The 207-nt window shown below is 69.6% G+C and carries 1 protein-coding gene; it reads left to right on the forward strand.

Annotated elements, in window-relative coordinates:
• The coding region (locus tag IF55_RS35840) for an acyltransferase domain-containing protein (RefSeq protein WP_037967711.1) at positions 1 to 207 on the forward strand (207 nt) is incomplete at both ends.

Consider the following 207-nt stretch of genomic DNA (forward strand, 5'->3'; position numbering starts at 1 on the left):
GTCTTCACCGGTCAGGGTTCGCAGCGGGTGGGGATGGGCCTCGAACTCCACCGTGATTTCCCGGTGTTCGCGGCGGCGTTCGACGAGGTGTGCGCGGCTCTGGACCCCGCGCTGCGGGAGATGGTCTTCGATGGGGACGAGGCCCGGCTGAGCACCACCGAGTTCGCCCAGCCCGCGCTGTTCGCGATCGAGGTGGCCCTCTTCCGG

The sequence above is a fragment of the Streptomyces varsoviensis genome, from assembly GCF_000718635.1.
Taxonomy (GTDB): domain Bacteria; phylum Actinomycetota; class Actinomycetes; order Streptomycetales; family Streptomycetaceae; genus Streptomyces; species Streptomyces varsoviensis.